This window comes from Embleya sp. NPDC008237 (assembly GCF_042956465.1).
GTDB lineage: Bacteria > Actinomycetota > Actinomycetes > Streptomycetales > Streptomycetaceae > Embleya.
Genome location: NZ_JBIBGL010000002.1, coordinates 506,988 through 533,009, shown reverse-complemented (window position 1 = coordinate 533,009; position 26,022 = coordinate 506,988). Strand labels below are relative to the sequence as shown.

Here is a 26,022-nt window from a genome sequence, read left to right as displayed (position 1 = left end):
GGGAGCACAGCGGATGACGGCCGGGTTCGTCGACGCGGGCGAGTCCTCGGAAGCCGCCTTTCTCCGGCCGACCGCCAACCAAAGACGAGCAGTCCAGGGAAGGTGGCCGGGCAGGAGCACCGCAACGCCACGGATACGCGGCGCGTTCCCGGCCGCACCGGCGTGATGCCCGATGCCGGGCGCGATCCTCCGGTTACCCAGGGTCACTTGTGGGCATTCCAGAGCGCATGTCCAGATGGCGGCGGCGCGCGGCGACGGCAGGGGAACCCCGGCCGCCCACCCGGCGCAACACCGAACTCCTGCTGCTCGTCTTCGCAGTCCTGGTCCCCGTCCTCGCCTACGCGAACGTCGGCCTGGCCAAGGACGGCTCGATTCCACCGGATACCGCGCGCTACGGGCTGGGGCTCGGCTTTCTCGTGCTGGTCGCCCACATCCTGGTGCGCCGCTTCGCGCCGTATGCCGACCCGGTGCTGCTGCCGATCGCCGCACTGCTCAACGGCCTGGGGCTGGTGCTGATCTACCGACTCGACCTGGAGACGCCGAAGGTGCAGGCCGCACCCTCGCAATTGATGTGGTCGGCCATCGGGGTGATCCTGTTCGCGGTGGTGATGATCGCCGTGCGCGATCACCGCACCCTGGGCAAGTACGCATACCTGGCGGCGGCCGTGGCCCTGTTCCTGATGATCGTCCCGGTCTTCTTCCCGGCCATCAACGGCGCCAAGGTGTGGATCCGGCTCGGCCCCTTCTCGCTGCAACCCGGCGAGTTCGCCAAGATCATCCTGGTCGTCTTCTTCGCGTCCTACCTCGCCACCACGCGCGAGACGCTGATGATGATCGGCCGCCGGTTCTGCGGCGTGAACCTGCCGCGCGGCCGCGACCTGGGCCCGGTCGTCGCGGTGTGGCTGGCCTCGGTCGGCATCCTGGTCCTGGAACGCGACCTGGGCACGTCCCTGCTCTACTTCGGCGCATTCGTGGTGATGCTCTATGTCGCGACCGCGCGCATCAGCTGGATCCTGGTCGGCCTGATCCTGATCGCACTCGGCGCGTTCGTGGTCGGCTCCGCCGAACCCCACGTGCACGACCGGGTGCAGAACTGGCTGGACCCGTTCGCGAGCATCCACGCAGGGCTCGGCCCGGGCCAACTGGCCCAGTCGCTGTTCTGTTTCGCGGCCGGCGGCCTGCTCGGCGCCGGCCTCGGCCTGGGGCACTCGATCCTGGTCGGCTTCGCCGCCAAGAGCGACTTCGTCCTGGCCACCGTCGGCGAGGAGCTCGGACTGACCGGCATCGCCGCGCTGTTCGTGCTCTACGCCCTGCTGGTCGCGCGCGGCTTCCGGGCCGGCCTGACCGCGCCGGACCCGTTCGGCTCGCTGCTCGCCTACGGGCTCTCCGCCGTGCTGGCGATCCAGGTGTTCGTGGTCGCGGGCGGGGTGACCGCGCTGATCCCGCTCACCGGCATGACCATGCCCTTCCTCGCCCAGGGCGGCTCGTCCGTGGTCACCAACTGGGCACTGATCGCACTGCTGATGAAGGTCAGCGACCGGGGCCGCCGACCACCCGCGCCGATCGAGGAACCCAGCCCGGTGCCCGAGGAGGTGCCCGCGTGATCGTCACCGCCCGGCGAGCCGCCGGATTCTGTCTGCTGCTGCTCCTGGCGCTGCTGGGCAACGCCACCTGGCTCATGGCGCACCAGGCCGACGCCTACGACCACATGGCGGGCAACCGCCGTCCGCAGATCGTGCGTTACCAGCAGGCGCGCGGCGACATCCTGGTGGCCGGCCGGGCGGTCACCGGTTCACCGCACACCGCCACGTCCTCCGACCTGGCCTACGGCCGCAGCTACACCGACGGCCCGCTCTACGCCCCGGTCACCGGCTACGCCTCTCAGCTCTACGGCGCCTCGCTGCTCGAAGGCGTCGAGGACGACCTCCTGGCGGGCACCGATCCACGCCTGGGCGCATGGCCGGTGATCACCGCGATCACCCGCAGGCGCAGCCCCGCCGGCAACGTGGCCACCACGATCCTGCCCGCCGCCCAGCAGGCCGCGTTCGCCGGTCTCGCGAGCACCGGCAACAAGGGCGCTGTGGCCGCGCTCGACCCCGCCACCGGCGCGATCCTGGCCCTGGTGAGCACGCCGTCCTACGACCCGGGCAGGCTGGCCGGTGCCAACAAGGCGACCCGGAGCGCATGGACGGCACTGGACGCCGACCCCGACCGACCGATGCTCAATCGTGCGCTGCGCGAGACCTATCCCCCGGGCTCCACCTTCAAAGTGGTCACCGCCGCGGCGGCGCTCGCCTCCGGCACGGTCACCGACCCGGACGAGCCGACCACCTCGCCCGACCCCTATCCGCTGCCCGAGTCGACCACCCGGCTCGGCAACGAGGTCTCCGGCTGCCGCGACGCATCCCTGCGTTACGCACTGGCGATGTCCTGCAACACCGTGTTCGCCAAGCTCGGGGTCGACATGGGCGCCGATGTGATGCGCCGGCAGGCCAAGGCGTTCGGTTTCGACGACCCCGGGCTGCGGATCCCGGTCGCGGTCACCGAGAGCGTGTTCCCCAGGCATCCGGATCGCCCGCAGACCGCATTGTCCTCGATCGGCCAGTTCGACACGCGGGCCACCCCGCTCCAGATGGCGATGGTCGCCGCCGGCGTGGCCAACGACGGCGAGGTGATGCGGCCGTACCTGGTCGAGCGGCTCACCCGCAGCGACGGCAGCACCGTGCACACCACCGACCGCGAGACCCTGGCCCGGGCGGTCTCCCCACCGGTGGCTCGCCGACTGCAGAAGATGATGGAGGACGCGGTCACCACCGGCACCGGCGGCAACGGGCGGATCGACGGCGCCGTCGTCGGCGGCAAGACCGGCACCGCCCAGCACGGCGAGAACAACCGCGCCGTGCCCTACGCGTGGTTCATCGCCTACGCCAAGGCCGACGCCGCCGCCAAACCCGCCGTGGCGGTCGCCGTCGTGGTCGAGGACGGCTCGGCCGACCGCGCCGACATCACCGGCGGCGGCCTCGCCGCCCCGATCGCCAAGGCCGTGATGTCCGCGGTGCTGGCCGCCCGATGAGCACGCCTCCGGGCCCGCCCGCCGATCGACCGCCGATCAACCCCCGCGCGGCGGTCAGCTCTTGCGCAGCCCGGCCAGCACCCGGTCGATGACCCGGCCCACCTCGGCCCGGGCATTCGCGGGGTCGGCGGCTCGCGCGGTGTACATGCTCGCCTCCGAGATCAGCGAGGCCAGCAGCCGAGCCAGCGGCGGCACCGGCAATTCGTCGATCTCGCCGTTGTCCATCGCCTGCCGCAACCACGCCGCCAGCAACCCGTGGCCGTGCTCGTCCACGAGCGCGTCCCACGATCCGGGCCCGAGCACCGCCGGACCGTCCACCAGCACGATCCGCTGAAAGTCCCCGGTCGTGCACACGTCCAGGAACGACTGGAATCCGTGTCGCAACTGATCCCACGGTTCGCTGGGGTGGTCCTGGGCATGACGCATCTCGTGGGCGACCAGCGCCTCGGCCGCCTCGGCCGCGACGGTCTCCATGACCGCGCGAAACAGATCGGCCTTGTCCTTGAAGTGGTGGTAGAGCGCACCCCGGGTCACCCGGGCCCCGGCCACGATCTCCTCGGTGCCGGTCTGCGCGTACCCCTGCGTCGCGAACAGCTCGCGCGCCGCGGCCAGCAGGGCCGCTCGGGTGTCCGCCACATGTTGTGCCCGACGCGTGACCGCCATACAACCCCCACGTGACGTACAGCCTGTATGTTGAAGATGTTGTCATCATCGGGCACACCCGGGCAACGACGCCACGCCGAGTCGAGTTTCAGCGGACGCCGACGCCCCCGGGTTCGGGGATAGAGAGGACGCGACGGTCATGGGCCTGCCGCTGAACCTGGCTGTGAAAATCGGCACTCACCTGGTCAAGCAGAAGATCAAGCGGGTCGACAAGTTCGCGATGATCGTGGAGGTCGAGCCGCTGTTCGCGTGCAACCTCAAGTGCGGTGGGTGCGGCAAGATCCAGCAGCCGCACGACGTGTTGCGCAAGCGCATGTCGGTCGAGCAGGCCGTGGCGGCCGTCGAGGAGTGCGGCGCGCCGATGGTGTCGCTGGCCGGCGGTGAGCCGCTGATGCACAAGCAGATCGACCTGATCGTCGAGGAACTGCTCAAGCGCAAGAAGTTCGTGATCATCTGCACCAACGCCGTGCTGCTGCCCAAGCACCTGCACAAGTTCAAGCCGAACAAGAACTTCGCGTGGATGGTGCACATCGACGGCCTGCGCGAGAAGCACGACCAGGCGGTGGACAAGGAAGGCGTCTTCGACGAGGCCGTGGCCGCGGTCAAGATGGCCAAGGCCGCCGGATTCCAGGTCTACACGAACAGCACGTTCTTCAACACGGACTCCCCCGAGAGCATCGTGGACGTGCTGAACTTCCTCAACGACGACCTCAAGGTCGACCGGATCCAGATCTCCCCGGCCTACGCCTACGAGAAGGCCCCGGTACAGAACCGCTTCCTCGGCGTCGAGCAGACCCGAAAGCTGTTCGCATCCGCCTTCGCCGGCGGCAACCGCAAGAAGTGGCGGCTCAACCACTCCGCGCTCTTCCTCGACTTCCTGGAGGGCAAGCGCGACTTCGAGTGCACGCCGTGGGCCATCCCGTCCTACTCGTTGCTCGGCTGGCAGCAGCCCTGCTACCTGATGGGCGACGGCTACGTACAGAGCTACAAGGAGTTGCTCACCGATACCGAGTGGGAGAACTACGGCCGCGGCAAGGACCCACGCTGCGACAACTGCATGGCGCACTGCGGCTACGAACCCACCGCCGTCCTGGCCACCATGGGCAGCCTCAAGGAGAGCCTCCGCGCGGTCGTCGCCGGCTGACCCTCGCACCCCGGGGTCGACGGACGAGGCTCCGTCGGCCCCTCGGGGCCGGTCCGAGGTGGCCCGACACGAAGAACAGCCCGGTCCGGAGGTCGACTGCCTCGGGCTTCCCCCGCTCGGACGGCGACCGGGCCGGCTCGGCTTCCGGTATGTCGCAGGGGTCGATTGCCGCACATCGCGGGCGTTGCGGAGCCACTTGGCGCACACCCGGTCGCGTACACGCGTGAACACGCCGATTGGGAAGCCCGGTCACCCCTCACCGGCGACCGGGCTGCCACAACCTGATGAATCGTCAGCGTAGCGGAATGATCGTTGACACGTGTCGCATGGGTCGCCTCGGAACCAAATCTTGACCCTTTTCGGCACGTGGGACCTGGCATGTCGGGTAGATTCGCGCCGCCATCGGCCCACCACGGGGCCATGGCGACTCCGCGAGGCGCGTGTTCCGCGGGTTGAAATGGGGGCTTGTCAGATGGTTCATCGTGTTCTTCGGCGTCTCGCCGGTCCGATCCTGCTCGCGGTGTTCGCGGCCGTGTTGACCGCCGTTCCCGCGCAGGCCGCGCCCGCGCCGGCCCAGGCGCAGGTCCGCCAGGTCTCGTCCGCGACGGTGTCGACCGCGCTCACCTCGGCCGGCGTGCAGACGGCCGCGGACACCTCGGCGCAGACCACGTCGCACCGGGCCGCCGCGCAGCAGAGTCACCCGACCAAGAAGGCCAAGAAAAAGAAGAAGAAGAGCTTCTTCAAGAAGGCCGGCAAGTTCATCTTCGGGATCATCGCCATCATCATCGTCGCGATCATCATCTTCTTCGTCTGGCGGGCACTCAAGCGCCGCAACTGATCAAGTGCTCCATCCGGCCGGGCCGTCCCGGCCGATCCGGAACACACCGCGCGCCCGGCCCATGTCCCTTGGGCCGGGCGCGCGGTCGTTCCCCCACATCGTCGTTCACCCGTGGCGCCCGTCGCCCGGAGCGCCAACGGGCCTGCCTGCCATTCAGTGGTGCCACGACCGGGACTTGTCCCGATCGCGCGTGTCGGCCGATCGGTCCAGCACCGACAGACCACCGAGAACCATCGTGACCACCAGGAAAACCGCCAGAACTGTCATGCCTCGAGACTGCCCGATGCTTGCACATACATCGAGTGGCAGGACTGCCGGATGTCCACAACATCCTGCCATTCCGGCCGCACTGCCGGCATGCTGTACGCATGCTGCGCAACGTGGTCGTGATCGTTCAGGACGGGGTCGCGCCCTTCGAACTCGGGGTGCTGTGCGAGGTGTTCGGCATCGACCGGAGCGAGGAGGGCTGTCCGGTCTACGACTTCGCGGTGTGCGCGGTCACCCCCGGCCGGGTCCGCGCCAAGGCCGGCTACGACGTGTACGTCGAGCACGGCCTCGACCGGGTCGCGCACGCGGACCTGGTCGCGGTTCCCGCGTCCGCCGAGCACGACGAGCACGCGGCGCCGGATCCGCTGCTCCTGGACGCGCTGCGGGCCGCCGAGGCCCGAGGCGCATGGATCATGAGCGTCTGCACGGGTGCCTTCACCCTGGCCCGAGCCGGCCTGCTCGACGACCGGCGCTGCACGTCGCACTGGAAGTACACGGACCGCCTCGCCCGCCTGTACCCGAAGGCCGTCGTCGAGCCGGACGTGCTCTACGTCGAGGACCGGCGGGTGATCACCAGCGCCGGCACCGCCGCCGGCATCGACGCGTGCCTGCACCTGGTCCGAATGGAGGACGGCACCCGGGTGGCCAACGCGATCGCCCGCCGCATGGTCGTGCCGCCGCACCGCGAGGGCGGCCAGGCGCAATACATCGCCCGACCGCTGCCCGAGCGCTCCGGCAGCCCGCTCCAGGCCACCCTCTCGTGGATGGAGCAGCGGCTGGCCCGGGAGGTGACGGTCGATCAGATGGCCGAGCACGCGCTGATGTCGCCGCGTACGTTCGCCCGCCGCTTCCAGCAGGAGACCGGCACCACGCCCTACGAATGGCTCACCGCGCAGCGCGTGTTGCTCGCCCAGGAACTGTTGGAGGAGACCGACCTGCCGATCGACATCGTCGCCGAGCGCTCGGGCTTCGGCAGCGCTGCGACGCTGCGCCACCACTTCCTGCGCCGTCGCGGCACCACGCCGCAGAACTACCGTCGGACCTTCTGCCCCGGGAGCGCCACCGCGTGACCGGCACCGCCGATCCGCACCGCTCGCGCCGACGACCACCACGCCTCGTCGCGGTCGCGGAGCCTGTCGGCATGAGCACGCGGCACCGACGCCGGCGGCCGAACCCGGACGGATCCGCGGCGCCGGCGCCGGATGTCGGTGCGGCGGCGTAACCTACGTCCTCCGACGGTCCGGTCCGGCGCTCTCTTGCCCCTGTTCGGGCCGGGCCGTCGTCAGGTCAGCTTGGCGGCGGCACGCAGCGCGCGCATGATCTTGAACCGGTTCGGTCCGAGCACCATCATCGGGTGTGCGTGCAGTGCGCGTATGGCATTGCGTTCCGCCCGAACCGCCGCCGACCACTGACGGGTCAGTTCGGCGTCCAGCCGCCCGGGGTTCTCGCGCGCGAACGTCGTGACGACGTCGGCCGCGTGGTCGCGGTCCCGCTGAAGGGCAACCAGCTCAGCCGGGATTTCCGCCGTTTCATACATGCGGATCATCGTAGGTGGCAAGCCGCCTTCGACCTAGGACATGCGTGCGTCACATATGTCGCGAATCCTGCGCATCGTCCGCCGGCGCCGGTTCCCGATCCGGCCCCCGCTCGCCGCGACCCGCCGCGCAGTACAGCGCGACCGCGCCGCCCAGGGCCGCCGTGCCGAGCAGGATGATCCGGTAGTCCAGCACCGCCAGCAGACCCGCCACGCCGAGGATGGCGAACGCCGTCGGCGCGAACATGATCGTCCCCGCGGTCGCCGCGACCCGGCCCACCAGGTGCCCCGGCGTCTCCCGCTGCAATACGGTCATCGCCGCCACGTGCACCGCCGGCAGCCCGAAACCGATCGCCACGCTGCCGGCCAGGACCACGGGCAGCCACTCGACCACCCGCAGGCCCACCCCGACCGCGAACAGCGCCAGGCCCAGCACCGCGAACCCGCGCGCGCCGAACCGGCGGATCAGCGTGCCCGCGCAGAGCCCCACCACCACGGACCCGGCGCCCTGCGCGGTGTACAGCACGCCGACGAACGCAGGCGAGCGCCCGAGTCCCCGGTCCACCACGGCGTAGACCGCGCCGCCGCTGAGCCCGGACACCAGCATGGCCAGACCGCCGGAGAACACCAGCCGGCGCAGCGGACGATGCGCCCACAGATAGCCCGTGCCCGCCGTGGCCTGCCTCCACCAGCCGGTCTCGGTCTTCGCCTTGACCGGTTGGTCGAAGCGCATCAGCGCGAAGACCCCGGCGGCGAGCACGAACGTGCCCGCGTCCAACAGCGCGACGGTGTGCCCGCCGGACCACGCGAACAGCCCCGCGCCCGCCAGCGGGGCGATCAGCTTCATGCCCTCGGCGGCGCTGAGCCGCATCCCGTTCAGATCGCCCAGGATGCCCGGTGCGACGCCGGCCGTGAGCGCGGTCGACTCGGCGGCGTCCAGGAGCACGAAGCCGATGCCGTAGCCGAACATCACCGCGAACAGGATCCACACCTGATCGCCCGAGTGCACGGTCAGGGTGAGGGTCAACAGCGCGGCGAGTGCCAGGTTGACGGACAGGAGCATGCGTCTCGCGGGCCATCGGTCCGCGGCCGCGCCGAGCAGCGGGCCGAGCAGGGTCGGCGCGAACACCCCGAGCGCCATCAGCGCCGCCACGCTGTCCGAACCGGTCAGCGTCTTGGCCCAGACCCCGGCAACGAGCGACATCGCGCTGCTGCCGAAGCTGGAGACCACCACGCCGCTCAGATACAACCCCGCGTTGCGGTCCTTCAGCACCTTTATCGCACCCCACGCCACGTCCCCACCGTGCCCCTCGTTGTCGTCGTCGCGCCTGTCCTTGCTGTACTAGCAGCCATGAGCTGCGCCGTCACCCAATTCGTCGAAGAAGTTGAGCCGACCCGACTCAAGTCCGATCTATTCGAGGGGAAAAGCCCTGATCCGGACGCCTTTCGAGTCTTCGGCGGCTGGCTGGTCGCGCAGGCGCTCGCCGCCGCCGGGGCCACCGTCGACGGCGACCGGGTGCCGCACTCCCTGCACGCGTCGTTCCTGCGGCCGGCCGATGCCACGCTGCCGCTGACCTACCGGGTCACCCGCACCCTCCAGGGCCGGACGCTGAGCCATCGTCAGGTCGACGTGCTCCAGACGGACAAGGTCGTCGTGCACCTGGTCGCGTCCTTCCGGGTGACTCGCCCCGAGACGCCGTTCGACCACGCGCCGAGCGCACCCGCCGTGCCCGACCCGACGACGCTGCCCACGCTCGCACAGCGGCTGGACGCGCTGAACGGCCCGCTGCGCCGACCGCAGTTGGTCCGGCGCAACCCGGTGGACCTGCGCTTCGTCGAGCCGCCGACCTGGGCCGACGAGACGTCCACCGCGCGACCGCCGCACAACGCGCTGTGGTGTCGCGCCGACGGCGAACTGCCGGATCGCCCGCTGCTGCACGCGTGCGCCGTCGCGTACGCGACCGACCTGAGCATCCTGGACACGCTGGTACTGCCGCATGCCGCGACCCTGGGCCGGCGCTGGATCCCCCGGGCCAGCCTGGACCACGCGATCAGGTTCCATCGCCCGTTCCGCGCGGACCGGTGGTGGCTCTACGACCAGGAGGGCACCACACTGCACGCCGCGCACGGCACGGTGCACGGTCGGATCTTCGACGCGGCGGGCGCGCTGTTTGCGACGGTGAGTCAGGAGGCACTGTTCGGCGAGCCGGTCGAACACCGGTCGTAGCGCCACCGAGGGCCGGGGGCGCCTGCCGAGGGAGTGCGCATGTTGCAGGTCGGAAAGGTCTCACTGAACGTCAGCGACCAGGACGCGGCGAAGCGCTTCTGGGTCGACAAGATGGGCTTCGAGGAGGTCATGGACACGCCGATGGGCGAAGCCGGCAGCCCGCGCTGGATCGAGGTCCGCGCCCCGGGTGACGGCATCACGCTGATCCTGTTCAGCCACCGCTTCGACATGGAGAAGGTCGGCTCGCTCAACAACGTGTTGTTCACGTGTGACGACCTGCAGAGCACCTACCGGGAACTGGTCGCCCGGGGCATCGACTTCCCGGACAAGCCCGCCCAGCAGGAATGGGGCTGGTGGGCCACCTTCCGCGACAACGAGGGCAACTTCTACGGAGTCACCCAGCGCAACCCGTGACCACGATCGGCCGACGCGGCTGCGCCGCTGCCGTCGCCTCGGGCCGGTGACACCGGCGCGACACCGCCGTGACCGCGCGGATCGACGGCACCGACGCGACCCGGCCGACGGCCGCGGCCCGGCCGGGCGACCGGCTGTGATCTTGCCCGCTTGCGGTCGTTGCGGCGCCGTGGGTCTCGATTCCTGTGCGGCGTTGGGATATCCCAGGGTGTCATGGCGGACAAGGTGCTTCTCGACTACGACGGACCGATCGCGACGATCACCAACAACAACCCGGACAAGCACAACGCGTTCGACGACGAGATGGATCAGCTCCTGTGGCAGATCCTCGGTGAGTTGAGGCAGCGCCCCGAGGTTCGGGCGGTGATCTGGCGTGCGGTGGGCAAGTCCTTCTCCTCCGGTCGCGACGTGTCCTCGATCGGCGGCCACCGGGTCGAGTTGACGCACCATCAGTTGATGACGCGCGGGCATCGCGGCGTACAGCAACTGTTCGAGTTGGACGCGCCGGTGCTGGTGGCCTGCCAGGGCTGGTCGATCGGCGCGTCCTTCCAGCGCGCACTGTTGTGCGACATCCGGGTGGCCGCCGAGGGGGCTCGGTTCATGCTGCCCGAGACCACGCACGGGGTGATCCCGGACACCGGCGGCGTGGCCCGGCTGTACCAGATCTGCGGTCCCGGGGTGGCCGCCGACCTGGTGCTCACCGGCCGCCCGATGCACGCCGCCGAGGCGTACGCGCACGGCATCGTCTCGCGCGTGGTGCCGCCCGCCGAACTGGACGCCACGGTGCGCGAGATGGCCGAGCGGATCGCCGCCGCTCCGGCGGTGACCGTCAAGATGGCCCGGCGCGTGCTCGGCCACCTCGCCGAACCCGCCGTGCGCACCTCGATGGCGGAGGAACTGATCGCGCAGACCTTCGTCAACAAGTCGGACGACTACGCCGAGTTCCGCGCCGCCCGCGCCGAACAGCGGCCCGCCCACTACACCGGGAGCTGACCCCATGACCGAGGCATCCGACGGCATCATCGGCCTGCCCGAACCGCCCGCCCTGGGCGCCGGCGCGCTGCCGGCCGGAACCTACGCGGACCGTACGGTGTTCGTCACCGGCGGCGGCACCGGCCTGGGCAAGGCAATCGCGATCGAGTTCGCCCGACTGGGCGCGAACCTGGTGGTGGCCAGCCGCAAGGAGGACCACCTGGAGGCGGCCCGCGAGGCGCTGACCGAGGCCGGCGCCAAGGTGCGCACCGTGGCGTGCGACATCCGCGAGCCCGCCGAGATCGCCGCGGCCTTCGACGCGGCCGTCGACACGTTCGGGCTCCCGGACGTGCTGATCAACAACGCGGCGGCCAACTTCCCGGTGCCGGCCGAGGAGATGTCCCCCAACGCGTGGCGCACCGTCGTGGACATCACCCTCAACGGCACCTATTTCTGCGCGCGCGAGTTCGCCCGCCGACACCTGGCGGCGGGCACACCCGGTTCGATCGTCAACATCGGCGCGTCCTACGCCTGGACCGGCGGCCCCGGCTTCGCCCACAGCGCGGCGGCCAAGGCGGGCGTGAAGAACATGGTCGAGACGCTGGCCGTCGAATGGGGCCCGTACGGGATCCAGGTCAACGGCCTGGTCCCGGGCCTGTTCCCGCACGAGGACATGACCGCCGCCATCAAGGAAAACCTGGCCGACAAAGGCAACCCGGCCGGCATCCACGCTGCCGGCATCCACGACAAGGACCCGTGCCAGCCCGCGATGCGCGTCGGCCGACCGCGCGAACTGGGCTGGGCCGCGACCTTCCTGGCCTCGCCCTACGCGCGCTTCATCTCCGGCCACACCCTGGTCGTGGACGGCGCCAACTGGCAGCGCCGCGGCCTGGTCAACCCACCGGTGGTCACCGTCCGGCAGCAGATGGGCAAGGGTCCGTTCGAGCTGCCGTGAGCACGACCCGGGCGGTGCGTCGGCAAACGCCCCGCGCTGCGGCGCCGCGGCAGTGCCGGTGATCGAATCGCCAAATGGCATAAATCCGTAATATCTGTGCGGAAAAATGGACAATACGATGGTCGGGTCGGTCGCGATTTTCCGGCGCGACCGGCCCGTCGTCACGTCCGTGCTCTTCGCCGCCCAGTGTCTCGGAGCCCCGCATGCCCGATCGGCGTCTGCCCTTCCGCGCCCGCAGGCACGGTGCGATCGAACCCTCCGAACCACCCGAGCGTTCGATGGATCCGCGGGCGGCGGACTCCCCGGAGCCGCCGCCCGTCGAGCACAGCCTGATCGACGCGGCGATCTACGTGGACGGGGCACGGGTCGCCTCGCCGAGCACGCTCGCCGACACCTACCGCGAACTGCACGCCCGCCCCGGCGCGATGGCCTGGATCGGGCTCTACCGCCCCTCAGAGAGCCAACTCCTCTCCGCAGCCGACGAGTTCGACCTGCACGCGCTCGCCATCGAGGACGCGATCGTGGCCCACCAGCGCCCCAAGCTCGAACGCTACGGCGAAACCCTGTTCGTGGTGCTGCGCGCGGCCCGCTACCTCGACGACGTCGAGGAGGTCGACTTCGGCGAGCTGCACGTCTTCCTCGGCGCCAACTTCGTGGTCACCGTGCGCCACTCCGAGTCCCCCGACCTCTCCGCGGTCCGCCGCTGGGCCGAGGACCGGCCCGAACTCCTGCGCCAGGGCCCGGAGGCGGTGCTGTACGCGATCCTGGACAGCGTCGTGGACGCCTACGCCCCGGTCGTCGGCGGCCTGCAGAACGACATCGACGAGATCGAGGCGGAGGCCTTCCTCGGCGCCCCGAACGTCTCCCGGCGGATCTACGAACTCTCCCGCGAGGTGATCGAGTTCCAGCGCGCGACCCGGCCGCTCCTGCTCATGCTCACCGACCTGTCCACCGGCTTCGACAAGTACCACGTGGACCAGGAACTGCGCCGCTACCTGCGCGACGTCCAGGACCACGCGACGATCGCGGTGGAACGCGTGGCCGGCTTCCGCCAGCTGCTCGAAGGCATCATGCGGGTCAACGCGATCGTGGTGACCCAGGCCCAGAACGAGGAGATGAAACAGCTCACCGCGGCCAGCAACGCGCAGAACGAGGAGGTCAAGAAGATCTCCGCGTACGCCGCCATCCTGTTCGCGCCGACCCTGATCGGCACCGTCTACGGGATGAACTTCGACGACATGCCCGAGCTGCACTGGACCCTCGGCTACCCCTTCGCGGTCGGCCTGATGGTCCTGGTCTGCGTGGTGCTCTACGTCGTCTTCAAGCGCCGCAACTGGCTCTGAGCCCGCCGGGCCCGACACGGGCGCAACCGGCGAGCGCGCGACCCGCCGGCACACCGCCGGCCGGGCCCGACCCGCGCTCAAACCTGTCGCGTTCTGTCAGGTATCCGGTCCAGGATCGGAGATGCAAGGACGCACACGAATCATCACCCGAGGAGCATTCCCATGGCGCACATCGTTCTCGTTCCCGGCTACTGGCTCGGCGCTTGGGCGTGGGATCGGGTCGTCGAACCGCTGCGCGCCGCCGGCCACGACGTGCTCGCGGTGACGCTGCCGGGGCTGGCCGACGAGGCCGCCGACGCCACCGGAATCGACCTCGCGACCCAGACCGACGCCCTGGTCGAGGAGATCACCTCGCGCGACCTCACCGACGTGGTCCTGGCCGCCCACTCCGGCGGCGCGTTCACCGCCTACGAGGCGCTGGGGCGGATCCCGGAACGCATCGCCCGGATCGTCTACGTGGATTCCGGCCCGGTGGCCGAGGGCGTCTCGCTCCTGGACCTGACCGAGCCCGCCGAGCGCGCCCGGATCGAGGCCGAGGTGGCCGAGCGCGGCGACGGCCGATACACCTACCCCTGGGATCCGACGAGCGCCGCCGAGATGCTCGACGGGCTCGGCCCGGCCGATCTGGAGATGCTGCGCACCCGCGCGGTGGCGCAGCCGTACGCGGTCGCGGCCAGTGCGGAGCGGGTCGGCGATCCGGCCCGGCTCAAGGTGCCCGCGCACATGATCACGTGCCTGTTCCCGGCCGAGCAGGTCGAGGCCATGATCGCGCAGGGGCACCCGTTCATGGCCGAGTTCGCACTGGCCGAGCAGCGGAGCGTGCACGGCCTGCCGACCGGCCACTGGCCGATGTTCTCCCGTCCCGAGGAACTCGCCCGGTTGTTGGCGACCATCGCCTCCTGAGCGGCGGCCGACGCCGGCCAACCGGTATGCGGGGGTGGGCCCAGCCCCACCCCCGCGCGGGGTGCCTCCCCAGTGACCTGCACGGTCGTCGCCCGACACACTGGTGCAACCACCGGCAGTGCACGCAACATCCACGGGAGGACCCCTATGAGCACGCTCACGCCGCACAGCGCCGATCCACCGGCGACGGGTTGGCGGCTCGGTCGGGCGCTGTTGTCCGCCTGGCGTGGGTTCATCCTGGTCTTCCTCTCCGTACCGACCCTCGCGCTGTTCATCACCTGCGTCGTGTTCCTGGCGCTCGTGCCGATCGGCGTCGGCCTGCTGTTCTTCCTTCCCCTGATGCTGCTGTTGCGCGCCACCGCCAACCTGACCCGCACCGCGATGCGCTCGTGGGCCGGCGTGCCGATCGCGACGCCCTACCGGCGGCTGCCGCCGGGCAAGGGCGTGACCGGGCTGTGGCAGCGCACCCGGCAGACGATCACCGAGGGCGCGACCTGGCGGGACCTGCTCTGGGCGCTGCTCTACCTGCCGTCGAGCCTGCTGCTCGCCTGCTTCCCGATGATGCTGATCGTGAACGGCCTGCACGGCGCGCTGATGCCCTTCCTGTGGGAGGTGGCCTACCGCCACGTCGACCCGCAGTGGTACACGTTCATCAAGGTGGACAGCTCGCAGCGGGCCGGTCTCGCGGTGCCGTGGGGCCTGGCCCAGATGATCGCCGGCCTGGCCCTGGCCCCGTGGTTCGCCCGGGTCAACGCGCTGTGGAACCGGTCCCTGCTCGCCCCCACCAAGGAGGCCGAGTTGGCGCTGCGGGTGCAGCACCTGACCGAGAGCCGGACCGACGCCGTGGACGCCTCGGCGGCCGAGCTGCGTCGGATCGAGCGCGACCTGCACGACGGCGCACAGGCCCGCCTGGTCGCGATGGGGATGAACCTGGGCGCGGCGGAGGCGCTGCTGAGCACCGACCCGGAGGCGGCCCGCACGCTGCTCGCCGAGACCCGCGCGGCCTCCGCCAAGGCCCTGCACGAACTGCGCGACCTGGTCCGCGGCATCCACCCGCCGGTGCTCTCCGACCGCGGTCTGGGCGACGCGGTGCGCGCGGTGGCCCTGGAGAGCCCGCTCGACGTCAACGTCAACGTCACGCTGCCCGCCCGGCCGGAACTCCCGCTGGAGTCCGCGGCCTACTTCGCGGTCACCGAGGTGCTCACCAACGCGGCCAAGCACTCCGGCGGACAGCACGTCGAGATCGATCTGACCTACGTGGACGGCAAGTTGCGGATCACCGTCACCGACGACGGCGTCGGCGGTGCCGATCTGGCGAAGGGCACGGGTCTGCGCGGCATCGAGCGGCGACTCGATACATTCGACGGAACGCTCGCCCTGCACTCCCCCGCGGGCGGCCCGACGACTGTGATCATGGAGCTGCCGTGCGACTTGTCCTCGCGGAAGACCTCGCCCTCCTGAGGGACGGGCTCGTCCGCCTGCTCCAGGCCCACGGCTTCGAGATCGTCGCCGCCGTGGACAACGGTCCGGAATTGCTCCGAGCCCTGGTGGAACACAAGCCGGACGTCGCGGTCGTCGACGTCCGGCTGCCGCCCACCTTCACCGACGAGGGCCTCCAGGCCGCCCTGGAGGCCCGTCGGCGCGTTCCGGGGCTGCCGATCCTGGTGTTGTCGCAGTACGTCGAGCAGTTGTACGCCCGCGAGTTGCTCGCCGACGGCACCGGCGCGGTCGGCTACCTGCTCAAGGATCGGGTGTTCGACACGGACGAGTTCGTGGACGCGGTCCGCCGGGTCGCGGCGGGGGGCACCGCGATGGACCCCGAGGTGATCTCGAAACTGCTCGCCCGCAACGTGCGGGACAAACCGCTGGCGCAGCTGACGCCGCGGGAGCGCGAGGTGCTGGAGCTGATGGCCGAGGGTTGTTCGAACGCGGCCATCGCGGGTCGGCTGTTCGTCTCGGAGGGTGCGGTGAGCAAGCACACCACGAACATCTTCGCGAAGTTGTCGATCGACACGTCGGACGAGACGAATCGGCGCGTGCTCGCGGTGCTGGCCTACCTCAACGGGAGCAACTGAACGCCGAAGCCGACCGGACCACCGGCAGGTGTCCTCCCGACGATGCGACCGGGCGAGACCACCGACCACGCGAGCGGCCGAGTGGGATCGCTCTCACGACGGCCGACCGGGCCGGGTCGCCGCGGGGGTGTTCACGAGCCGGTGGTCAGCCGCAACAACCGGTCCCGCTCCTCCTCCACGATGCGCTGGGCACGCAGTACGACGGCCTCGGGCACGCCGTCGGGCAGTTCTCCGAAATCGCGGAAGCGGCGAAGGTCGCGTGGACGAACGCCGGTGATGTCGTAGGCCTTCAAAGCGGCGAGCGACACGGCGTAGTCGTCGAGTGTGCGAGGCATGGTCTCCTTCTCGCGCGCTGGGAGGTCCGATGCGGGCACCTCGGGCGAGCCGGCGTCGGCCGGATCAGGGCTGCTGTCGTACACGCTGCCCCCGTCTGATGTTGTCAACGTCATTGCGGCGGTGCAGGTTCCCGGTACCAATCTTCCGGACGGGAAGGCGCGGGTCGCTCCCCCGTACGGATGAACTTCGCAACGCCTGCGGCAGGAGGCGCAGTGCGTCCGTACTCCCCTCGCCGCAGCACGCGGGATGCACGTGTTCGACGAGCCTGATCACCACACGGTGTTCGAGGAAGCACAGATTGTCATGACGCGGGGCACAAAGCCAAGCATCTTTTGCTACCGGTTCGAATCCGACGCCCTTCGCACGCTTCCGCGCCCGGGCCCGGGGAACAAGCGCGCACGATGATACGTTCGGCGAGGTAAGTGTTTTGACCCCGAATTGCCCGTTGAGCAAGGAGCGTGCGTGTCCGCCCAAGAGACGGACCCCCCTAGTACCGGTCCCTCCCGAGACTGTGATCGAAGCCGCGATGTCCGGGAGGCGGTCTCATGACCGCGGCTCTGGGCATAGCCGCGATCGTCGTGCTGACCCTCGGTACCGGTTTCTTCGTCGCCCAGGAGTTCGCCTACGTGGCGGCCGATCGGAGCCTGCTGCGCCGCCGTGCCGAATCCGGCGACAAGGCGGCGGCCCGGGCGATGACCGTGATGGGGCGACTTTCGTTCATGCTGTCCGGTGCCCAACTGGGCATCACCGTGACGGCCCTGTTGGTCGGCTTCATCGCCGAACCCGCGCTCGCCGCGGTGATCTCCCCCCTCCTGGACCTGATCGCCGTACCCGGCGGCGCGGTCCCGGTGATCTCGCTGATCCTCGGCTTCGCGGTGGCCACCGCGATCCAGATGGTGCTCGGTGAGCTGGTCCCCAAGAACTGGGGCATCGCCGAGCCCGAGCGGGTGGCGATCCTGCTGGGGCGGCCCACGCTGGTCTATCTCAAGGTCGCCGGCCCCCTGATCCGCCTCTTCGACACGCTGGCCAACCGCATCGTGCGCGCGATCGGCATCGAACCGGTCGAGGAACTGCACGGCGGCGCCACCACCGAGGAACTCGCGCACATCGTCGACGAGGCCGGCCGGGACGGCGACCTGGACCCCGCGCTGTCCGGGATCCTGCGCCGCGCGATCGCCTTCGGCGACCTGACCGTGGACCAGGTGATGGTGCCGCGTCCGGACGTGGTCCGGGTGCGGGCCGAGACCACCGCCGCCGAACTGATCGAGCTGGTCGCCGAGTGCGGCCACTCGCACTATCCGGTGGTCGGCGAGCGGGTGGACGACGTACTGGGCGTGGTCGGGGTGGCCTGCCTCCTGGAGGTGGCGCCCGAGGACGCCGCGCACGTGACCGCCGGGTCCATCGCGCGCCCCGCGCTGCTCGTTCCGGACACCGCCGGGCTGGCCTCGCTGCTGGAACAGCTGCGGGCCGCGCACGAGGAGTTCGCGGTCGTCCTGGACGAGCACGGCGGCCTGGCCGGGATCGTCACCTACGAGGACGTGGCCGAGGAGCTGGTCGGCGAGATCGCCGACGAGAGCGACGACGAGGACCCCGTCGACACCGAGCCCGAGGACGGCTGGTGGCGGCTGGACGCGGGGCTGCGCGTGGACGAGGCCGAGCGGATCGTCGGCGCGGAGTTGCCGGACGGCCCGTACGACACGCTGGGCGGCCTGGTCATCGCCCACCTCGGCCGGTTGCCCGAGGTGGGCGACCGGATCAGGGTGCCCGACCCCGACGAGGTACGCGCCGGGCGCGCGGCCGACGAGGACGACGAACCGATCCGCTACACCGAGATCGAGGTGCTGGAAGTCGAGCGGCACGTGCCGGCGCTGGTCCGGATCCGCGTGCTGACCTCGGCCCCCTCGTTCCCCCGGAATGCTTCCGAATGGAGCGCCGAGGGGCGCTCCAAGCGCACCACAGAGGTGACCGCATGACCCCGTCCCTGGCCTCCGGTGGCGGCCTGGGCTCGCTGGAGCTGGGCCTGTGGCCGGCACTGGCCGTCACGATCGCGCTGCTCGTGGGCAACGCGTTCTTCGTGGCCGCCGAATTCGCGATGGTGGCCGCACGCCGGCATCGCCTGGAGGCGCTGGTCGCCGAGCGCAAACGCGGCGCGAAGTCGGCCCTGGCCGGCGTGCGCGAGCTGTCGCTGATGCTGGCCGGTGCCCAACTGGGCATCACCATGTGTTCGCTGGGCCTGGGCATCGTCTCCGAGCCGGCCATCGCGACCATGCTGGACCCGCTGTTCGACGCGGTCGGCATGCCGGCCGCGGCCGGACACGCGGTGGCGTTCACGATCGCGCTCGTGGTCGTGGTGATCCTGCACATGGTGCTGGGCGAGATGGCGCCCAAGTCGTGGGCGATCGCCGGCCCCGAGAAGGTCGCGCTCGTGCTCGCGCCGTCCTTCCGCGGCTACACCCGGGTGGTGCGGCCTCTGTTGCTGGCGATGAACGGGGTCAGCAACGCGATCCTGCGGCTCGCCGGGGTGGACCCCAAGGACGAGTTGTCCCATCCCAAGGACGCGGAGGGGCTGCGCCGGCTGGTCGGCGAATCCCGTCGGCTCGGCCTGATCGACGGTTCGTCGCACGATGTGCTCTCCGGCACGCTGCGCACGCACACCGAGCCGCTGGCCCGACTGGTCGTGCCGACCGCCGAGATCGACTCGGTGCCGGCCGACGCGGGGCCGGACGAGATCGTCGCGATGTCCCGGCGCAACGGCCGCAACCGGCTGCTGGTGCGCAGCGAGGACGGCACGCTGTTCGGCGTCGTGCACATCCGCAAGGTGCTCACGTCGCGCACCCAGAGCTCGGGCAACACCGCCGGCGAGTTGGCCACGTCGGTGCTCACCCTGGGCGTGGACACCCCGATCCAGCGCGCCGTGGCCGCCCTCCAGGAACGCCGGGCATCGCTGGCCCTGGTACACGCCGCCGACGGCACGCTGCTGGGCCTGGTCGGCCTGGACGACCTCCTCGGCAGCGTCCTGGGCGCAAGGGCGGCATAGAGCTCGAGTCGGGAAGGTCCCGCCCGCCCCCGGCGGACGGGACCTTCCACCCGACGCGCCCACCGCCGCCCGGGCCGCCCGGCTCAGTCGCGGATCAGGCGGAAGAAGCGACGGACCTCCTCGACGAAGGCTTCCGGTTGTTCGAAGGCGGCGAAGTGGCCGCCGCGGTCGAGTTCGTTCCAGTAGCGGAGATCGGTGAAGCGGCCTGCCGCCCAGCGGCGCGAGGAGCGGATGATCTCGTGCGGGAAGATCGAGCAGCCGGTCGGGACCCCGACCTCGGACAGGTCGGGGCTGCGGTAGCTCTCCCAGTACAACCGGGCCGAGGACGCGGCCGTGCCGGTGAGCCAGTACAGCATCACGTTGTCCAGCATGTGATCGCGGGACAGCGCGTTCTCCGGGTGGCCCTCGCAGTCGGTCCACTGCTGGAACTTCTCCACGATCCAGGCCAGTTGGCCGACCGGCGAGTCGGCCAGGCCGTAGCCGAGCGTCTGCGGCCGGGTGGACTGGATCTTGCTGTAGCCCGCGCCCCACTCGGAGTGTGTGCCCAGGTCGGCCAGCGCCTGCTGTTCGGCCGGCGTCGGATCCTTCATCGCCTCCGCGTCCGGCATCGCCACCGGCATGTTGAGGTGGATGCCGAGCACGTGTTCGGGATCCTGCCGACCGATCGACGCGGTGACCATCGACCCCCAGTCGCCGCCCTGCGCGCCGTAGCGCGAGTAGCCCAGGTCGGCCATCAGCGCGGCCCAGGCCCGGGCGATCCGGTCGATCCCCCACCCGGTCTCGGCCGGCCGGTCGCTGAAGCCGTATCCGGGCAGCGAGGGCAGCACCACGTGGAACGCGTCGGCCGCGTCCCCGCCGTGTGCGGTGGGGTCGGTCAACGGGCCGATCACGTCCATGAATTCGACGATCGACCCGGGCCAGCCGTGGGTGAGGATCAGCGGCAGCGCATCCGGATGCGGTGAGGGCGCGTGCAGGAAGTGCACCCCCAGGCCGTCGATTTCGGCCTTGAAGTGGGCATGGCCGTTCAGCCGCGCCTCGGTTTTGCGCCAGTCGTAGGTGGTCCGCCAGTACTCGGCCAACTCGCGTGTGTAGGCCAGCGGGATGCCCTGGGACCAGTCGTCCACCGGTTCGGCCTCGGGCCAGCGGGTGCGCGCCAGGCGCTCCCGCAGGTCCACCAGGTCGGCGTCGGGTATGTCGATCCGAAAGGGCGTGATGTGCGACGGGTCGGGCATGGACCGGCAACTCCTCCGTGGCGGGGATCGGGTCACGGAGACGATTGCGGGCCCCGACCGTCGTCGACGATCGGTGCGACCGGATCGGGGCTCCTGTCGTGCGTCTCCGGGTTGGTACTCAACCCGATCACCAGGGCCCCGCACCAGAGCGCCGCCACCACGGACAGCACGATTTTGGTCATCGGCGTCCATCGGGTGACCATCCACATCAACAGCGCCCCGATCGGCGGCAGGAGCACGAGCAGGAGCAGGATCCACCGCTGTTTGGTGAACCAGGGGCGTTCGTTCTCGACGTGGCGCTTCCGGCCGCTGGTGCGTATCACTGGTTCCGGCCCCCTAGGAACACCCGACGGACCACCCGCGGGTGGGTCGCCCCATGTCTGCCCGGCGAAGCGCGGCTCAGTCCCGGCAATGCGCGACGCGGTTGCCGGGCGAGGCGCGGCCCGGATCCCGGCAAAGCGCGGCCGGGTCAGGAGACTTCGCGGCTCCGTCCCGCAAGGCGCGGCCCCCTTCCCGCAAGGCGCGGCCCCCTTCCCGCGAGGCGCGGCCCCCTCCCGGCGAAACGCCGGCCGGTCCCGGGCGGATCCCGATCCGGTCCCGCCGGGGGCGTGCGTGCTCCGTATGGGTGAAGTCCGCGCCGAAGTGCCCGGTCGGCTTTCGTCCGGCCCGGCGGACCGGCAGGTTGTTCATTTCGTCCGCCTCCGGAAGGCACCCGATGAACCGTCACCTCCGCAGCGGGGTCGGCGTCGCAGCCGCGCTCCTGACCCTGAGTTCACTCGCCGCCGGCACGCCCGTGTCCGCCCACGAGCCCCCGCCCGGCGCCGGGCCCGCCGTGTCGCCCGAGCGCGGCGCCCCACAGGGGCCGCTGCCGCACCCGAAGGCGGCGACCAACGCCGAGTTGCCGCCCTGGCCGGTCCCCGAGGACAGCGCCCGGCGCGGTGCCGACGCGGGTCTGAAGCTGGACACGATGGAGGGTGCCCTCCAGCACTTCCACGTGCACCTGGACATCTTCGTCGGCCTCGACCGGGTCGATGTCGCGCCCGACATCGGCATCGACAAGCGAACGGGGCTGCTGGCCGATCTGCACACGCACGACGACAGCGGTGTGTTGCACGTGGAGAGCCACGACGCGAACGCCCGCTTCGTACTGGGTCAGTTGTTCGCCATGTGGAACGTGCGCTTCGACGAGACCCACCTGGGCGCCCTCACCCCGGACGCCACGCACACCTACCGCACCTACCTGAACGGCACGTTGGTCGGCGGCGATCCGGCCCGGATCGAACTGCGTCCGCACGATCAGATCTCGGTGATGTTCCAGGGCGACAAGGTCCGGATCAAGCCGCCGGCCTCGTACGACTTCCCGCCGGGCCTTTAGGGTCGCGCGCGTTCACGACAGTATGGGTGGTGAGGTACCGGGACGTCAGCACGAGACAGGGGTTGCCGCCATGACCGATCTGGAAACCGCGGCCCCGGCCTTCATCGCCATGGCGCACTCGATCGTGTGGGCCTCGATCGCCACCGTGGACAGTGCGGGTCGGCCGCGGACCCGGATCCTGCACCCGTACTGGGTGTGGGAACACGGGCGATTGACCGGTTGGGTGGCCACCGCGCCCACCGCGACCAAGCGCGCGCACATCGCCCGCAATCCGTTCGTGTCGTGCAACTACTGGTCGCCCTCGCACGACACGTGCGTGGCCGAGTGCCGCGCGGATCTGCTCTTCGAGCCGGAGATCCGCGAGCGGGTGTGGAACCTGTTCCGGGACACCCCCGAGCCGCTGGGCTACGACCCGGCCGGAACGGGGGTGCCCGGCTGGGAGGACCCCCTGTCGCCGGGCTTCGCGGTGATGCGCCTGTCGCCGTGGCGGCTGCGGATCTTTCCCGGTGCGGCGCTCAAGGGCGGGGCCGCCGAGCCGGTGCTGACCTGGCAGGAGCCGCGACCGGAGCTGACGCCACAGGGTTCCAACTGAATCCATCCGGTAAATCATGAGACACGATTGTCTCATTCGGGCTAGAGTTGATCCATGCCCACCGACAACGAGCACGTGCTGCGCGCCGCCGTCACCCTGCTGCTCCGGCGACCCGCATCGTCCATGGACGAGATCGCCCGAGCCGCCGGGATCAGCCGCGCCACGCTGCACCGGATGTTCCCGGGCCGGCCGGCGCTGATCGCCGCGCTCGGTGCGCAGGCCTCGGCGCAGATCGGCCGCGCGATCGACGCCGCCGACCTGACCGCCGGCGAGGACGTCCCCGCGGTGCTGCGCGCACTGGTGGACCGCCTCATGCCGTGCGCCGAATATCTGGCGTTCCTGTACGGGGAGAGCTCACTGGTCGGCGATCCGGGCCTGGAGCAGGCCTGGAGCGTGATGGACGAGCAGGTCGCCGCCGCGGTCCGGCGCGGCCAGGAGAACGGCTCGATGCGGGTGGACCTCACCGCGCAGTGGGTCTCCGAGGCGCTGTTCTCGTTCGTCGCCGCCGCCGGCTGGGCGGTCCACGAGGGCCGGCTCGCCGGCCGTGACGCGGCCCGCTCGGTGGCCGAACTCCTCCTGGGCGGCGCCGCCCGCCGCCCGCCCGGCTGATCCGGCTTCGGCACGAATCGGCCGCCGCCGCACGCCCACGCCGCCGCCCCGGCACCGTCCCACCGCGACTCCCCGGCTGATCCGCACAGCCGATCCGTCTCTTTGCTTGGAATCCTGATCATGGCAAGTGGCACGACCTCCTCGACTCCCGTTCATACCGGCACCGGCGACTCCGCAAAGGGTGCGCCGGGCCGTTGGATCGCCCTGGGTGTACTGACGCTGTCGGTGCTGCTCGTGGCGATCGACGCCACGGTGCTCGGCCTGGCGATCCCCTTCCTCAGCGAGGACCTCGAACCGACCGGCACCCAGCTGTTGTGGATCGGCGACGTCTACTCGTTCGTCATCGCCGGTCTGCTGGTCACCGCCGGCACCCTGGGCGACCGGATCGGCCGCAAGAAGCTGCTGCTCTGGGGCTCGGCCGCGTTCGGCGCGCTGTCCGTGGTGGCCGCCTACGCGCCCAGCGCCGAGGCGCTGATCGCGGCCCGCGTCGCGATGGGCGTGGCCGGTGCGTCGCTGATGCCGTCCACGCTCGCGCTGGTGCGCAACATCTTCCCGGACGCCCGCGAGCGCAGTTTCGCGATCGGTGTGTGGGGCGCGATGTCGATGGCCGGCGCCGCGTTCGGCCCGGTGGTCGGCGGCTTCCTGCTCGAACACTTCTGGTGGGGCTCGGTCTTCCTGATCAATCTGCCGGTGATGGCGGTGCTGATCGTGGTCGGCGTCAAGATGTTGCCGGAGTCGCGCAATCCGAACCCGGGTCCGTGGGACATGCTCAGCGCGGCGCTGTCGCTGGTCGGCATGATCGCCACCGTCTACGCGATCAAGGAGGCCGCCACACACGGTCTGCTGCGCTGGGACGTGTGGGCGGCGCTGGTGATCGGCGTGGGCGCCCTGGCCTGGTTCGGCCGCCGCCAGTTGTCGCTGCCGGTACCGCTCCTGGACATGCGATTGTTCCGCAACCGGGCGTTCAGCGGCTCGGTGCTCGCCGACCTGCTCACCGTGCTCGGCATGTCCGGGCTGATCTTCTTCCTGTCCCAGTTCCTGCAACTGGTCCAGGGCCGCAGCCCGTTGCAGGCCGGCCTGGCCGAACTGCCGGCCACGGCCGGGGCGATCGTCTCGGGTCTGCTCGCGGGCCTGGCCGCACGCCGGTTGACCCCGCGCGTGGTGGTGACGAGCGGTCTGACCGCGATCGGTCTCGCCCTGGGCGCGCTGACCGTGCTGTCCGAGGACACGCCGTACCTCTACCTGGGCGGTGTGCTGCTCCTGGTCGGTGTCGGCGCGGGCTTCTCGTTCACCGTCACCGCCGACCTGATCCTGGGCAGCGCGCCGAAGGAGAACGCGGGCGCGGCCTCGGCGGTCTCGGAGACCGCGTACGAGTTGGGCGCGGCGCTGGGCATCGCGCTGCTGGGTTCGGTGGTCACCGGGATCTACCGGGGCCACGTGACGATCCCCGAGGGCGTCTCCGCGGACGCGGCCTCCGATGCCCGCGAGTCGCTCGCGGGCGCCGCGGAGGCGGCCGGGACGGTCCACGGCCAGGCCGCGACGGACCTCACCCACTCGGCGAACGACGCGTTCCTGGAGGGGCTGCGGATCGCGGCCGGCGCGGGCGCCGCGGTACTGCTCGCGGCGGCCGTCGCGGCCTGGTTCATGCTGCGCGGCGCGCGCACGGCCGAGTCGGACGTCGAGCACTAGAGCCCGCCCGGCGGACGTCGGGCCGGCCGATCAGGGGTCCGGCGGCGGGATCGGTCCCGTCGCCGGGCCCTCGACGTGCGGAGCAGGCCGTGCGCGAGAGATCCGCGAAGCAGACCTCGGGGTCGGGTCGTGTCGAAGGGCGCGTCGCCCGGCCCGGCCGCGTCCTGGGAGTGCCGCTCAGAGCACCTTGGCGAAGCACATGCTGCTCTCGTGGTCCTTGTAGTAGCCGAACCCGGGGATCGGTTCGTAGCCGCACGAGCGGTACAGCGCGATCGCCTCGGGCTGCTTGTCGCCGGTCTCCAGGACCAGGCGCAGTCGGCCGGCCGCACGGGCGGCCTCCTCCAGGTGCGCGAGCATCACCCGGGACAGGCCGCGTCCGCGCGCGTGCGGCACCACGTACATGCGCTTGAGCTCGGCGTCGCCCGCCCGCAGGCCCGGGTCGTCCGCACTGCCGCGGGCCCGCCAGCCGCCGCTGGCGACCGGGGCGCCGTCCCGGTAGGCCACGCAGAAGAGGCCCTCCGGCGGCAGGAAGTCGGCCGGGTCGACCGCCGACTCGTCGGGGTCGCCGTAACGCTCCACGTACTCCTGCTGCACATCCGCGACCAGTTTGCGCACGTCGGGGTGGTCGTACCCCAGAGTCTTGATCTCCACGGGAAAACGCTAGCTCGTGCGTTCGAGCAGGTCGTCGGCAGGTCGTCGGGGGAAATGCTTGACCTTGTCGCCTATCGGCGATGGACTGTGCCC

The 26,022-nt window shown here is 70.8% G+C and carries 26 protein-coding genes; 19 read left to right on the top strand and 7 right to left on the bottom strand.

The window, feature by feature from the left end:
• Positions 1-227: 227 nt before the first annotated feature.
• Complete coding sequence (locus ACFZBU_RS05510) at positions 228-1,604, top strand: FtsW/RodA/SpoVE family cell cycle protein (RefSeq protein ID WP_391582170.1); 1,377 nt, start codon at positions 228-230, stop codon at positions 1,602-1,604.
• On the top strand, positions 1,601-3,073 hold the full coding sequence (locus ACFZBU_RS05505; protein WP_391582169.1) for a penicillin-binding transpeptidase domain-containing protein: 1,473 nt from the start codon (positions 1,601-1,603) through the stop codon (positions 3,071-3,073). The genes ACFZBU_RS05510 and ACFZBU_RS05505 overlap by 4 nt, the downstream gene beginning before the upstream one ends.
• A 54-nt stretch (positions 3,074-3,127) precedes the next feature.
• Here ACFZBU_RS05505 and ACFZBU_RS05500 read toward each other — a convergent pair whose 3' ends face one another.
• Complete coding sequence (locus ACFZBU_RS05500; protein WP_391582168.1) at positions 3,128-3,736, bottom strand: TetR/AcrR family transcriptional regulator; 609 nt, start codon at positions 3,734-3,736, stop codon at positions 3,128-3,130.
• Between the two features lie 139 nt (positions 3,737-3,875).
• On the opposite strand from ACFZBU_RS05500, the gene hpnH reads away from it, so the two are divergent.
• From hpnH to ACFZBU_RS05485, 3 genes are all read left to right on the top strand, one after another.
• Complete coding sequence (gene hpnH, locus ACFZBU_RS05495) at positions 3,876-4,880, top strand: adenosyl-hopene transferase HpnH (RefSeq protein WP_360316710.1); 1,005 nt, start codon at positions 3,876-3,878, stop codon at positions 4,878-4,880.
• Positions 4,881-5,352: 472 nt separating this feature from the next.
• Positions 5,353-5,718 (top strand): hypothetical protein, encoded by a 366-nt coding sequence (locus ACFZBU_RS05490; protein WP_391582167.1) that lies wholly within the window; start codon positions 5,353-5,355, stop codon positions 5,716-5,718.
• 368 nt (positions 5,719-6,086) lie between these two features.
• Positions 6,087-7,055, top strand: a complete 969-nt coding sequence (locus ACFZBU_RS05485; protein WP_391582166.1) for a helix-turn-helix domain-containing protein — start codon at positions 6,087-6,089, stop codon at positions 7,053-7,055.
• Positions 7,056-7,267: 212 nt separating this feature from the next.
• Here ACFZBU_RS05485 and ACFZBU_RS05480 read toward each other — a convergent pair whose 3' ends face one another.
• Together ACFZBU_RS05480 and ACFZBU_RS05475 are read right to left on the bottom strand one after the other, a co-directional pair.
• The gene (locus tag ACFZBU_RS05480) at positions 7,268-7,522 is read right to left on the bottom strand and encodes a hypothetical protein (RefSeq protein WP_391582165.1); all 255 of its coding nucleotides are present in this window, start codon (positions 7,520-7,522) and stop codon (positions 7,268-7,270) included.
• 49 nt (positions 7,523-7,571) lie between these two features.
• Positions 7,572-8,813 (bottom strand): MFS transporter, encoded by a 1,242-nt coding sequence (locus tag ACFZBU_RS05475; protein WP_391582164.1) that lies wholly within the window; start codon positions 8,811-8,813, stop codon positions 7,572-7,574.
• 57 nt (positions 8,814-8,870) lie between these two features.
• Here ACFZBU_RS05475 and ACFZBU_RS05470 point away from each other — a divergent pair, with 57 nt between their 5' ends.
• From ACFZBU_RS05470 to ACFZBU_RS05435, 8 genes are all read left to right on the top strand, one after another.
• Positions 8,871-9,746, top strand: a complete 876-nt coding sequence (locus ACFZBU_RS05470) for an acyl-CoA thioesterase (RefSeq protein ID WP_391582163.1) — start codon at positions 8,871-8,873, stop codon at positions 9,744-9,746.
• A gap of 39 nt (positions 9,747-9,785) precedes the next feature.
• Complete coding sequence (locus ACFZBU_RS05465; protein WP_391582162.1) at positions 9,786-10,160, top strand: VOC family protein; 375 nt, start codon at positions 9,786-9,788, stop codon at positions 10,158-10,160.
• Positions 10,161-10,373: 213 nt separating this feature from the next.
• Positions 10,374-11,153 (top strand): enoyl-CoA hydratase/isomerase family protein, encoded by a 780-nt coding sequence (locus tag ACFZBU_RS05460; protein ID WP_391582161.1) that lies wholly within the window; start codon positions 10,374-10,376, stop codon positions 11,151-11,153.
• Between the two features lie 4 nt (positions 11,154-11,157).
• Entirely contained in the window at positions 11,158-12,087 is a 930-nt protein-coding gene (locus ACFZBU_RS05455) for an SDR family oxidoreductase (RefSeq protein WP_391582160.1), read from the top strand.
• Positions 12,088-12,290: 203 nt separating this feature from the next.
• Positions 12,291-13,430: a magnesium and cobalt transport protein CorA gene (locus ACFZBU_RS05450; RefSeq protein ID WP_391582159.1), complete on the top strand. Its 1,140-nt coding sequence runs from the start codon at positions 12,291-12,293 to the stop codon at positions 13,428-13,430.
• 162 nt (positions 13,431-13,592) lie between these two features.
• Positions 13,593-14,333: an alpha/beta fold hydrolase gene (locus tag ACFZBU_RS05445; RefSeq protein WP_391582158.1), complete on the top strand. Its 741-nt coding sequence runs from the start codon at positions 13,593-13,595 to the stop codon at positions 14,331-14,333.
• A gap of 147 nt (positions 14,334-14,480) precedes the next feature.
• Positions 14,481-15,794 carry a sensor histidine kinase gene (locus ACFZBU_RS05440; RefSeq protein WP_391582157.1) on the top strand — a complete coding sequence of 438 codons (1,314 nt, stop codon included), beginning with the start codon at positions 14,481-14,483 and terminating at the stop codon, positions 15,792-15,794.
• Entirely contained in the window at positions 15,758-16,408 is a 651-nt protein-coding gene (locus ACFZBU_RS05435; protein WP_391582156.1) for a LuxR C-terminal-related transcriptional regulator, read from the top strand. Before ACFZBU_RS05440 ends, ACFZBU_RS05435 begins: the two co-directional genes overlap by 37 nt.
• A gap of 131 nt (positions 16,409-16,539) precedes the next feature.
• Here ACFZBU_RS05435 and ACFZBU_RS05430 read toward each other — a convergent pair whose 3' ends face one another.
• The gene (locus ACFZBU_RS05430; RefSeq protein ID WP_158695784.1) at positions 16,540-16,743 is read right to left on the bottom strand and encodes a hypothetical protein; all 204 of its coding nucleotides are present in this window, start codon (positions 16,741-16,743) and stop codon (positions 16,540-16,542) included.
• 546 nt (positions 16,744-17,289) lie between these two features.
• Between ACFZBU_RS05430 and ACFZBU_RS05425 the strand changes: the two genes are divergently transcribed.
• Complete coding sequence (locus ACFZBU_RS05425) at positions 17,290-18,717, top strand: hemolysin family protein (protein ID WP_391582155.1); 1,428 nt, start codon at positions 17,290-17,292, stop codon at positions 18,715-18,717.
• Positions 18,714-19,781, top strand: coding sequence for a hemolysin family protein (locus tag ACFZBU_RS05420; protein ID WP_391582154.1), 1,068 nt, complete (start codon positions 18,714-18,716; stop codon positions 19,779-19,781). Before ACFZBU_RS05425 ends, ACFZBU_RS05420 begins: the two co-directional genes overlap by 4 nt.
• A gap of 83 nt (positions 19,782-19,864) precedes the next feature.
• Here the strand turns inward: ACFZBU_RS05420 and ACFZBU_RS05415 are convergent, their stop codons facing one another.
• Both ACFZBU_RS05415 and ACFZBU_RS05410 read right to left on the bottom strand, forming a co-directional pair.
• Positions 19,865-21,013 carry an epoxide hydrolase family protein gene (locus ACFZBU_RS05415; RefSeq protein ID WP_391582153.1) on the bottom strand — a complete coding sequence of 383 codons (1,149 nt, stop codon included), beginning with the start codon at positions 21,011-21,013 and terminating at the stop codon, positions 19,865-19,867.
• Positions 21,014-21,045: 32 nt separating this feature from the next.
• Positions 21,046-21,336 (bottom strand): hypothetical protein, encoded by a 291-nt coding sequence (locus tag ACFZBU_RS05410; RefSeq protein WP_391582152.1) that lies wholly within the window; start codon positions 21,334-21,336, stop codon positions 21,046-21,048.
• A 392-nt stretch (positions 21,337-21,728) separates the two neighbouring features.
• Here ACFZBU_RS05410 and ACFZBU_RS05405 point away from each other — a divergent pair, with 392 nt between their 5' ends.
• The 4 genes from ACFZBU_RS05405 (at position 21,729) to ACFZBU_RS05390 (ending at position 25,278) form a co-directional block, all read left to right on the top strand.
• Complete coding sequence (locus tag ACFZBU_RS05405) at positions 21,729-22,388, top strand: hypothetical protein (protein WP_391582151.1); 660 nt, start codon at positions 21,729-21,731, stop codon at positions 22,386-22,388.
• 70 nt (positions 22,389-22,458) lie between these two features.
• Entirely contained in the window at positions 22,459-22,980 is a 522-nt protein-coding gene (locus ACFZBU_RS05400) for a pyridoxamine 5'-phosphate oxidase family protein (protein WP_391582150.1), read from the top strand.
• Between the two features lie 54 nt (positions 22,981-23,034).
• Positions 23,035-23,589 carry a TetR/AcrR family transcriptional regulator gene (locus ACFZBU_RS05395; RefSeq protein ID WP_391582149.1) on the top strand — a complete coding sequence of 185 codons (555 nt, stop codon included), beginning with the start codon at positions 23,035-23,037 and terminating at the stop codon, positions 23,587-23,589.
• Between the two features lie 120 nt (positions 23,590-23,709).
• Positions 23,710-25,278: an MFS transporter gene (locus ACFZBU_RS05390; protein ID WP_391582148.1), complete on the top strand. Its 1,569-nt coding sequence runs from the start codon at positions 23,710-23,712 to the stop codon at positions 25,276-25,278.
• A 177-nt stretch (positions 25,279-25,455) separates the two neighbouring features.
• On the opposite strand, the gene ACFZBU_RS05385 is transcribed toward ACFZBU_RS05390, so the two are convergent.
• On the bottom strand, positions 25,456-25,929 hold the full coding sequence (locus tag ACFZBU_RS05385) for a GNAT family N-acetyltransferase (RefSeq protein ID WP_391582147.1): 474 nt from the start codon (positions 25,927-25,929) through the stop codon (positions 25,456-25,458).
• Positions 25,930-26,022 lie beyond the last annotated feature (93 nt).